Here is a 9565-nt window from a genome sequence, read left to right on the forward strand (position 1 = left end):
ATCACTCCTCCGCCGCGAACTGTCGCGCGCGGCGGTACCGCGCTCGGTAACGATTCGCGGGATCGCTGACCTCGCCGTCACGGACGGGCGACTCCGGGGCATTGTCCACGAAAGCCAATCGTTCGACCGTATCGTGCTCGGTAGGTCGCTCGAATCCCGGTTCGACTTCCGTAGTTTCCGTGTCACCCTGTTCAACCGCCAGAAACTCCCGCGCAGCGGCGACGAAGAACGAGCACGGTTCTCGGCACGGGAACTCGCCATCGCCGCGCGGAACGTCGATTTCGTCGCCCTCACTCGCATCCCACTCGCGACGCTTGCGACATTGTGAGTCGGCACAACAGGCGATGACGGCATTTTCAAGCGCATCCCTCCCTAGGTGGCCGATTTTCGTGTAGATTCCCGTCTGGCGGTTGGCCGTCTCATCGAAATGCGTCACGTCGAGTCTGTCTTCGCGCTCCCGGCACCAGTTCGCCACTGTCGCGGGGTACACCCAGTCCACGACTCGATACAGTTCGTTCGGATTCTCCGTTTCGAACGACCAGCCAGTTGGTAGGGTTGGGGCAGTCCGTAGCGGGCGATACTCGCCATCGTCCGTGAACCGGGTTCGGTCGCGTATTGCGGTCGGGTCGTGGTAGGTATCGAGGGACGAGGAATCTTTTTCACGGTCTTCGACGTGGCGAACCTCGTATTCACGTTCTCGATCGTCGCTCGGATGGACGGAAATGGCGAGATCTCCCCACGTTCTGCTGCTTTCGGTTTCCAACTCCGGTGTGTCACCGCGCTTCGAAACCGGGTGGTTTGTCCCTTCCAGCCATCGCAAAAATGTACGGCGAGAACCGAATTCCGAATCCGTTCCCTCCGATTTTTGCCTGTTCACAGCTTCGGTCTTGGTTCCGCTATCCGTGATTTTTGCTCCGGCATCCGTCACCCGTTCGAGAACCACGTCGGCAACCAGCGGTTCTGTTCCGACAGCTCCGGCGTACCAGACGGTTTTTCCATCCACTTCGGCGGGAACGTCGTAGCCCGCCGTTGCGTCATCGGTGAGCCCGATATCCTCGGGGATGTCCTCTTGTGTGTGATACCCGTCCGCGATGAACAGCGGGACGACGACGAGTTCGTCGCTCTCGAAACGCTCGGTGAGAGTTTCGATTCGCGGGTCTTCGTCCATGAACAACGCTTTGACCTCGTCGAACTGCCCTCGCTCGCGGAGACGACCTGCGTGTGCCTGTGTCGCCTTCGCGCTGTTTTCGTTGCGTTCCGTGCCGTGACCGACCACGGCGAGTCCGACGCCTGAACCGACTTCCGGATTTCCGGTCACGCGCTCGGCACGTCGGGCGATGACCTCCGTCATCGCCTCGTGCGTGCCGACGGGGTCGGTGTACCCCACCGACTTGTCCACATCAAGCGTCCAGCCGTCCGCAATGCGGAGTTCGCGTGGAATCACCTCTTCGGTAAAATACCCCTCGCTCGTAAACAGCGGGACGACGTATATTTCGTCTTCTTCGACGGTTCGAAGCACCTCTCGGGGCGAGGGTTCTTCCTTCCAGAACGACTCGTGAACCGCGTCGAAGACGTCACGCGACCGAATCTCGTCCGCGTGGTCGTAGAGCGGTCGGGCGGATTGCGGGTCGAGATGCGACCCGTGCCCGACCAGTACGAGTGCAGAGCTACTCATTCTTCGACCGTTTCCTCGTCTTCGTCTCCGTCCCGACGTTCGGAGAGGTGTTCCCAGATTTCGGTACAGCCGCTCCCGTCTGGCACGTCTTCTAGGTGGCTGTCTCTCTGTCCATCAGTCACGTCTCGTCACCTCCTGATTCGCCGGTTCGACGGCTAACTCGTCGTGGAGATACCGGCGTTCGTCGCTGTCGTTTCTTCTCATCACTCCTCGGTTTACGGTACGACTCCTAAACGGTGCGTCTTGGCGTAATTCCAGCCGATGCTCCCATGTTTCGGTAATATTCGAGGGTATCTCTGACGACTGTGAACGGGATAATTCCGGCATATCCTCGATCACACGAACAGTGCGACCGATTTTCTCGTTCGTAACGCGTCATCCGACGCGGCGTGGATTGCGACTGCCGACGCGTTCAGGTCGCGGGACATCCGATGTGCTGGCATGGCTATCGCGGTTCGGACGCTGGACGAGGGTGCGTGGGTGAACGTGAACAACACCCGAATCGTCGGCGTGAGCAACGTCTGGAAGCTTTCAGACCACGCCATCTGCGACTGTGAGGTCGCCTTTTTCGTCGTCGAAGTGTTCACCGACGTGGGGGTTGACGGACGCTGGGTCGAGGCTCGGGCCGGTGGCCAGTGTATCGGCTGTGGCGAACACGGGACGACGGAATGGCTACAAGTCGGAAAGATGGGCGCAGACTGCTTCCGGCCCGTCGAAGTTGAAGGTATTCACGTTCCGAAATAGCTGATTCCGAAGTGGCGAAGTTCGATTCGTCACGACTCTCCGCGATACTTGCCGGTATTTCCGACCCCCGGCGGACATTGACGCGGAGCGCGACGGTTTACGGGTGGATTCTGTACGATGTCCCATGCCGACCGACGTAGAGAAATGGAAGGATGAGGTGTACGGGAAGGAGATTCGTGAGCACATGCTCCGATTCGCCGAGGAGGGGTGGGACGCCATTCCCGACGACGAACACGACGCGTGGTTCGAGCGGTTCAAATGGTGGGGGCTGTACCACCAGCGCGATGGGCAAGAAAGCTACTTCATGATGCGAATCGGGCCGCCGAGCGGCGTGCTCGAACCCGGACAACTGCGAGTCATCGGCGAAATCGCGCGCGATTTCGCGGTCGGTCCCGCCGCGAATCCGGAGTTCGGAAACGGCTACGCCGACGTGACGACGCGACAAGCGGTGCAACTCCACTGGATCAACATCGAGGACGTCCCCGAAATCTGGGAACGACTGGAGGACGCCGGACTTTCGACCATGCAGGCATGTGGCGACTCGTGGCGTAACATCGTCGGCTGTCCGGTTGCAGGGAAAGACAACGCGGAGTTTGTCGATGCCCTCCCCGTGGTCGAGGACTTACAGGAGAACTTCAAGGGGAATCCCGAGTACGCGAACCTCCCACGAAAGTGGAAAGTGTCTGTGGCCGGCTGCCGGGAAGGCTGTGGACAGGGTGATATCAACGACATCGGTATCGAACCCGCCGAGAAGGAAATCGACGGCGAAGCGGTTTGTGGGTTCAACATCCGTGTCGGCGGTGGTCTCGCCGGACGAGAACCGCGACTCGCACGCGACATCGACGTGTTCGCGGAACCCGATGAAGTGGTGCCGATTCTGGGCGGTCTCTCGGGACTGTTCCGTGACTACGGCAACCGAGACAACCGTCGCCGCGCCCGTATCAAATTCCTCGTGGACGAGTGGGGGCCGGAGAAGGTTCGCCGCATCTTGCAGGAGGAGTACGTCGATTTCGAACTGAAGACGGCCGGTGACGACCTCCGAGAGGAATACTCGTACAACGCCGGTGTCCCGGACGACCACGGCCACGCCGACCACGTCGGCGTACACGAGCAACCGGATGGCAACTACTACCTCGGCCTGAACGTCCTCGTCGGTCGCGTCGGCGCGGAAGAAATGATCGAGATGGCTGACATCGCCGAGAAGTACGGCTCCGGCGAAGCCCGACTCACTCAACGCCAGAACATAATCCTCACCGACGTTCCCGAGGAGAACCTCGATGCGATGCTGGACGAACCGTTGCTCGACCGCTACAGCCCCGACCCGCATCCCTTCCAACGCGGGTCGATTGCGTGTACCGGAACCGAGTTCTGTTCGCTCTCCATCGTGGAGACGAAGAACCGGCAAGTTCGCCTCTCGCGCTGGCTTCGTGACAACGTCGAACTGCCGGACGACGTGGAGAACTTCCACATCCACTTGTCCGGTTGTACCGCCTCCTGCGCCCAACCCCAAATCGCGGATATCAGCCTGCGCGGGATGAAAACCCGCAAGGATGGCGAAGCGGTCGAAGCACTCGACATCGGCCTCGGCGGCGGTCTCGGAGAGAATCCAAGCTTCGCATCGTGGATTCAGGAGCGTATCGCCGCCGACGAGGTGCCCGGTGCGATTCGAAATCTCATCACGGAATACGAAGACCGGCGTGAGGACGGGCAGACGTTCCGACAGTTCGTGCAATCCCACGACGAGGAGACGCTGGCCGAGTTCGCGGAACCCGAGGAAACCTCCTACGACGACCCCTACATGCACAACACGAAGAAGACGTGGTACCCCTACGCCGATGACGACGCAATGGACGCCAGTCCGGCCCCGAACAGCCCGGACGACGCGATTTCGGGTGACGACTGAGATGGCAGACCGCATCCTCTCGGTCACTGCCTACACCACGTTTGACCTCGTGGATGCCATCGCGGAAGGCCATGGGTGGACGGAGGAGGCAGTCGGCGTCCTGAACGTCAAAACGCCGCGCGGCGAGGATGCACCTGACGAGGTGTTGCTGCAACTCGAACTGGACAACACCGAGTTGGAGCATCTGCCCGCACACGCCGAGACGGTTACTCTGTCGGCTGAGCAAGCACGTGAGTTAGCGGGAGAGTTGGAACGGTACGCCGATTCGGTGGACGGCGAAGAATAGTTGCACTGAGATCGTTCAGCTTTACCGCTGCCAGTAATCCCACAATAACCACCACGTAACGAGTCGTTTAACTGGTCTATAACTTTACGCGTCGGGGTACTCTCCCCTATCGGGGATGATTTACTATGCCCCAACCACAAAACGGCGAACGAGATCGTAACGACAGTGGTCAACGATCCGATCAGAAAGAAACTGCTGGACAGGGCAGTGCGAAACAGCAACCACAAGCGCAGAACACGCATCGCAAAGACGAGAGTTCGTCGAACTGGCTCGCGAAAACCGGCATGATGTCCGGACTCGCAGTCGTTGGCTTCGTGTTGCTGCTGTTCGCACTCGGCCAGGCCGTCGGTTTCGACCTGCTGGGGCTGTTCGCGGAAGCGGTCAGTTCCCAGACGGGACGCTGGCTCGTCGTCGCGCTCTTCGCCCTGCTCCTCATCGGAGTAGCTGAGCGGGGACTTCGTGGCACTCTTCGCCGCGTCTAACGTTCCCCGGCTCGATTTTGTTCAGAAGTGAACGTCTGGCACGCTGTCTTCTCAATCCATTCGAACGGTCGCACAACCGCAGGTGACGACCGGGTCGAGCAAGTCATCGACTGGCATCGCCTCTCCACAGTCTGTACAGATGATATGTGTTTCCGAACGTCGCCGTCGTTCGCGATAATATTCGACTGCCTGTGCTCCGATTAGAGCTGCAGCACCAGCTCCAACTGCACCCATCAAGACTGTGTCAAGTGTGTTTTCGCGTGCCATGGTGAGGCAAGGATGGGCCAGTACCTTAAAGCTACTGCCGGACTTATATATAATATATTTTGCGGCTACATCGTCGCTTTCCGAGACGCAAGCGGTTCATATAAAAATAGGTTAGCCGTAGAACGATTTGTATGATATCCCTCACTGGGTCAGTCGTCGGGTTCGTCGTGAGCCTGCTCATCGGCGCGCTCGGCATCTACATCGGTGCACGAGTCGTAACTGGAACCGACGACTACGGATATGCGTTCATCACGGCCATCGTCGGGTCAGTCGTCGGCGTCATCGTCGCGTTCCTGCTCGGCTGGCTGTTCGGTTGGATAGTCGTCCTCATCGCGTGGGTCTGGGTCATCAACTTCCGCTATCCCGGCGGCTGGGGTAACGCGGCTGGAATCGCACTCATCGGGTGGCTTTCGGTCGTCGCCATCACGTACGCACTGGCCATCCTGAACATTCTGACGTTCGAGCAGTTTGGCATTCCGGGCATCTAATCGCCCAACTCTTCTCCGAGCAAATCGACTGCGCTCCGAACAGCACCGACTGAGGACAGATACCCTGCCCCGACCGTCGTTTTCAGTGCTTTTGCTGGCTTGCCGGTGACCACCGTCGGGCCGATTTGGGCAACCGCGCCGTCTCCGACCGAGACGAGCCAACCCGGTGAGTCGAACGTGAACTGGTCGAGTCGCGGTTCGAACACGTCGTCTTCGCCTGTGGCCAATCTCGCGATGTTTTTCGCCACGACCCTGGCTTCCCTGACCGCGGATTGTGCACTCGCCGGTACTGACTCCCCATCACCGTCCACGACCTGTGCGGCGTCGCCAACGACGAAGGTTCCGTCACCGATTCGCAGGGTGCTATCGACGCGGGGACGGTCACCGCCCAACGCGTCTGGGCCGCGAATGCCACCCGTCCAGATGAACTGGTCGTAGGGGAGGGATTTTCCGTCGGCGAGCGCGATCTCCGCATCGTCAGCACGTTCGACTGCGGTTCCCGTTCGAACTTCGACATCGCGCTTTTCGAGTTCCCCTTTCACCGCCTGCTGGAAGTTCCTCGGAAAGGAGGGTACAACGTGGTCGAACTGCTCCAACAGAACGATTTCCGCCTCTATTTCCTCTTCGCGGGCGAGTGCCGAGAGTTCGCCCGCAACCTGGACGCCCGACAGCCCAGCACCGCCGACGACGACGCGACCCCCGTCGTGAGCCAAAAAATCCTCCCGGATTTGTCGGGCGTGGCTGAGTCGTTTGAGGGGTGTCGCGTGCTCCTCGACACCCGGAAGGCCATAGAAGGCAGTTTCTGCACCGAGGCAGACCCCGGCATAGTCGTATTCGAGTTCATCGTTTTCGTCGTCCACTTCGTCGCTATCGAACACGACGCGGTTCGTTTCGGGGTCGAGCGATTCGACACGCGCTTCCCGAATCTCGCAATCGAGGATGGTTTCGAGGGGTATCGAGATATCGTTCGCCAACGACGGGCGACGAATGACTCGGTGGAGTTCGTGCTGAACCAGATGATTTCCCGTTCGTTCGACGACGACGAGCCTCGCATCGTCGGAGAGGGAACGTTCGAGTTTTCTGGCGAGGGTGAGACCGGCGTAGCCAGCGCCGAGGACAGCGACCTGCATAGGCGTAGATAAGAAACAGAGTGCTAAAGGCGTACCCCCGGCTAGAAGAGGGATTCGCTTTCGGGGAGGATTTCGGCGGGGCCGCCGACCTTCCATCGCATGGTTTCGACGCCGCAGTCGGCGATGACTCCCTCGACGTACTCCTCGTGTTCCGCCGTCGTGTTGACGTAGACGCTCGCACCCGTGTCGGTGGAGAAGTAGACTGGAATGTCCTCTTTCTCGCGGAGTCGGCGAACCTCGTTGAAGATTTCGAGCGTTTCCGGCTTCCAGTACACCCATCCCGCAGGACCGGTCATCGTCGTCGCGGCGAGCGAGAGCGAGTCGTGTTCCGCCGTCTCGAAGACGCGGTCGAAGTCGCCTTCGCGCAGGGCGTCCCGCATCTCCACGAGTTGGTCGTGGATGTGGGCGAGTCGAGCCTCGAACATGTGGCTGTCGGCGGCCTCGCGGTGTGCTTCCTCGGTCTCCTTGTACGCGGGAACCAATCCGGCGACGATTCGCACGTCGTCTTCAAGCGGCGATTCGAGTCGCTCGGAGCGACAGTCGTGGTCGTTCAGCCCCATGTGAAGGTCGGAGAAACCACCAGTCACGGCGCGAGCCGCCGAGGACGACCCGAGGCGCGCGATGGTCGAGATGTCGGGTCGGGTTAGGTCGAGTCCCGCGGCCTCCACACATGCCATCGCGGCGGCGGCGAACCCGGACGAGGAGGAACCGAGTCCAACGTTCGATGGGAAACTGTTCTCGCTTTCGAGGCGGACGCGGGTGTCGATTTCCGCGAGTTCTCGCACACGCGAGACAACTGTTCTGACGCGGTCTGCCGCGTGTCCCGTCAGTTCCTCGCCGTCAACAACGAAGACGTCGGAGTCGAGGGATTCGTCGAACTCGGCGGTCGTTTTCGTGTGGCTTGGCGCGGTACAGACGCTGATGCTGTCGTGGTACGGGTATCGCTGTTCCTCGTCTCGCATTCCGTGGTACTTGACAAGCCCCTGAATCGGGTGGGCCTTCGCGGTCGCTTTCATACGTCGATGGGTGTGTGACGGGCGTTTAAACTCTCTGGAATTCGAGTCGGACAATCAGAGATTTCCCGATCGTCGTCCAACCCAGAACCGCCGAGCGATTTGGTACGCTACCGTCATGGGGAGGGACACGGCAAGGAGGACGAGAGTGATTTCGTCAGTAGTCGGGCCGGTTCCAGTCGATGCGCTGTAGACGTACAGTGCGCCCACAGCGAGCACCCCGACGACGGTGGCGACGTAGTCCGGGTCGATCCACGAAACAGGGGGAGGGTTCGGTGGCCATAGTTGCACCTACGAAATTCGGAGTGATGTTACTTTCTCCCGATTGACGAGTTCGGATTCTCGGACATCGAATCACTCAAACCGACGCCCTCCGAGAACTCGGACATGGGCGTCCAACTCGACACGCGAGAAGAACAGTTAGGAGAAATTCTCGACAGGCTCTACGGCGAATATCCGGACGCGACTATCTCGCTCAACTTCTCGACCCGGCACGAACTTCTCATTGCAGTCATGCTCTCGGCGCAGTGTACCGATGAGCGCGTGAACAAGGAGACGGAACACCTGTTCGAAAAATACCAGTCGGTGGAAGACTACGCGAACGCCGACGTGGACGAACTCGCGGAGGATTTGAACTCCATTACGTACTACAACAACAAGGCGAAGTGGATCAACAGCGCATGCCAAACCATCATCGAGGAACACGACGGGGAAGTGCCGGATACGATGAGCGAACTCACCGACCTGACGGGTGTCGGGCGCAAGACAGCGAACGTGGTGCTCCAGCACGGCCACGATGTGGTCGAGGGAATCGTGGTCGATACGCACGTTCAGCGACTCTCGCGCCGGTTGGGTCTGACGGAGGAAAAGGGCCCGCAGAACATCGAAAGCGACCTGATGACGTTCGTTCCGGAAGAGGATTGGCAATGGCTGACCCACCTGTTCATCAGCCACGGCCGGGCGACGTGTACGGCCAGAAGCCCCGACTGCGGTGAGTGCGTGTTGGAAGATATCTGCCCGTCGTCGCAACTGGACAACGACGTCGACCTCGCCAGTGGCGAGTCGTGGAGTTAGGGCTCTAAGGAGAAATTAGAGATAATCGGTGTGCAGAATTAGCAGCCGTGCGATGCCGAGCATCCACGTCAGCAGCCAGAAGACAATATACCCGAAGACACCGACGCGCAGACGCCACCGCCACGAATCCATGTTTTCGTGCAGTTCGCTGATATCCATGTCGGGGTTTGGACTGCCGTACAAATCGTGGGCGCGTTTGACCTGAAATATTCTGACGATGCCCGTGAGTGCGAGAATCAACAGCGCGTAGGCTTGGAGCCCGAGAAATGCGTGAACGGCGGCGAGACCGCCGAACTGTCGGAAGAATCGCGGAATCATCCACGTAACCGCCGGTATCGTCGTCAGCAGGAGACCCGAAATGATGAACTTCAAATGATGGGTGAGGACGTCCCACGTTACTGTCTCAGCCTCGATGATAATCCACGCACCGTAGAGATAGAACGGAAAGCTCGCAGTCACGACTAGTGCGACCACCGCTGCAATCGCCGCGTCGCTTACCATAG

Annotated in this window: 14 protein-coding genes and 1 pseudogene; 7 read left to right on the forward strand and 8 right to left on the reverse strand. The window is 59.7% G+C overall.

Annotation, left to right across the window (positions count from 1 at the left end; genetic code table 11):
* Nucleotide 1: 1 nt before the first annotated feature.
* The 3 genes and pseudogenes from ACN2TU_RS04835 to ACN2TU_RS04845 form a co-directional block, all read right to left on the reverse strand.
* The gene (locus ACN2TU_RS04835) at nt 2-877 is read right to left on the reverse strand and encodes a DR2241 family protein (protein WP_435153660.1); all 876 of its coding nucleotides are present in this window, start codon (nt 875-877) and stop codon (nt 2-4) included.
* Nucleotides 875-1675: pseudogene (locus ACN2TU_RS04840) on the reverse strand (CbiX/SirB N-terminal domain-containing protein); the annotation flags it as partial. The gene ACN2TU_RS04835 and the pseudogene ACN2TU_RS04840, both read right to left, overlap by 3 nt.
* Complete coding sequence (locus tag ACN2TU_RS04845; RefSeq protein ID WP_435153423.1) at nt 1672-1797, reverse strand: hypothetical protein; 126 nt, start codon at nt 1795-1797, stop codon at nt 1672-1674. The gene ACN2TU_RS04845 and the pseudogene ACN2TU_RS04840, both read right to left, overlap by 4 nt.
* A 319-nt stretch (nt 1798-2116) precedes the next feature.
* Between ACN2TU_RS04845 and ACN2TU_RS04850 the strand changes: the two genes are divergently transcribed.
* The 5 genes from ACN2TU_RS04850 (at nt 2117) to ACN2TU_RS04870 (ending at nt 5090) form a co-directional block, all read left to right on the forward strand.
* Complete coding sequence (locus ACN2TU_RS04850; protein ID WP_435153425.1) at nt 2117-2419, forward strand: DUF8134 family protein; 303 nt, start codon at nt 2117-2119, stop codon at nt 2417-2419.
* A gap of 11 nt (nt 2420-2430) precedes the next feature.
* A complete protein-coding gene (locus ACN2TU_RS04855; protein ID WP_435153426.1) occupies nt 2431-2559 on the forward strand; it encodes a hypothetical protein in 129 nt (42 codons plus the stop codon).
* Complete coding sequence (locus ACN2TU_RS04860; RefSeq protein ID WP_435153427.1) at nt 2544-4322, forward strand: nitrite/sulfite reductase; 1779 nt, start codon at nt 2544-2546, stop codon at nt 4320-4322. Before ACN2TU_RS04855 ends, ACN2TU_RS04860 begins: the two co-directional genes overlap by 16 nt.
* Before the next feature lies 1 nt (nt 4323).
* Nucleotides 4324-4608, forward strand: coding sequence for a DUF6360 family protein (locus ACN2TU_RS04865; protein WP_435153429.1), 285 nt, complete (start codon nt 4324-4326; stop codon nt 4606-4608).
* Between the two features lie 125 nt (nt 4609-4733).
* Nucleotides 4734-5090 carry a hypothetical protein gene (locus ACN2TU_RS04870; RefSeq protein ID WP_435153431.1) on the forward strand — a complete coding sequence of 119 codons (357 nt, stop codon included), beginning with the start codon at nt 4734-4736 and terminating at the stop codon, nt 5088-5090.
* Nucleotides 5091-5141: 51 nt separating this feature from the next.
* Here ACN2TU_RS04870 and ACN2TU_RS04875 read toward each other — a convergent pair whose 3' ends face one another.
* Nucleotides 5142-5357: a hypothetical protein gene (locus tag ACN2TU_RS04875; RefSeq protein ID WP_435153432.1), complete on the reverse strand. Its 216-nt coding sequence runs from the start codon at nt 5355-5357 to the stop codon at nt 5142-5144.
* A gap of 131 nt (nt 5358-5488) precedes the next feature.
* On the opposite strand from ACN2TU_RS04875, the gene ACN2TU_RS04880 reads away from it, so the two are divergent.
* The gene (locus ACN2TU_RS04880; protein WP_435153433.1) at nt 5489-5845 is read left to right on the forward strand and encodes a hypothetical protein; all 357 of its coding nucleotides are present in this window, start codon (nt 5489-5491) and stop codon (nt 5843-5845) included.
* Here the strand turns inward: ACN2TU_RS04880 and ACN2TU_RS04885 are convergent.
* The 3 genes from ACN2TU_RS04885 to ACN2TU_RS04895 are packed head-to-tail and all read right to left on the reverse strand — an operon-like array spanning nt 5842 to nt 8279.
* Nucleotides 5842-6975 (reverse strand): NAD(P)/FAD-dependent oxidoreductase, encoded by a 1134-nt coding sequence (locus ACN2TU_RS04885; RefSeq protein WP_435153434.1) that lies wholly within the window; start codon nt 6973-6975, stop codon nt 5842-5844. The two genes, ACN2TU_RS04880 and ACN2TU_RS04885, sit on opposite strands and share 4 nt — an antisense overlap.
* Nucleotides 6976-7016: 41 nt before the next feature.
* The gene (gene mvaD, locus ACN2TU_RS04890; RefSeq protein ID WP_435153436.1) at nt 7017-7991 is read right to left on the reverse strand and encodes a phosphomevalonate decarboxylase MvaD; all 975 of its coding nucleotides are present in this window, start codon (nt 7989-7991) and stop codon (nt 7017-7019) included.
* A 54-nt stretch (nt 7992-8045) separates the two neighbouring features.
* Nucleotides 8046-8279 (reverse strand): hypothetical protein, encoded by a 234-nt coding sequence (locus ACN2TU_RS04895; RefSeq protein WP_435153437.1) that lies wholly within the window; start codon nt 8277-8279, stop codon nt 8046-8048.
* Nucleotides 8280-8375: 96 nt separating this feature from the next.
* Between ACN2TU_RS04895 and nth the strand changes: the two genes are divergently transcribed.
* Nucleotides 8376-9062 (forward strand): endonuclease III, encoded by a 687-nt coding sequence (nth, locus tag ACN2TU_RS04900; RefSeq protein ID WP_435153438.1) that lies wholly within the window; start codon nt 8376-8378, stop codon nt 9060-9062.
* Nucleotides 9063-9077: 15 nt separating this feature from the next.
* Here the strand turns inward: nth and ACN2TU_RS04905 are convergent, their stop codons facing one another.
* Entirely contained in the window at nt 9078-9563 is a 486-nt protein-coding gene (locus ACN2TU_RS04905; RefSeq protein ID WP_435153439.1) for a DUF7321 family protein, read from the reverse strand.
* Nucleotides 9564-9565 lie beyond the last annotated feature (2 nt).

Source organism: Haladaptatus marinus (assembly GCF_051194195.1).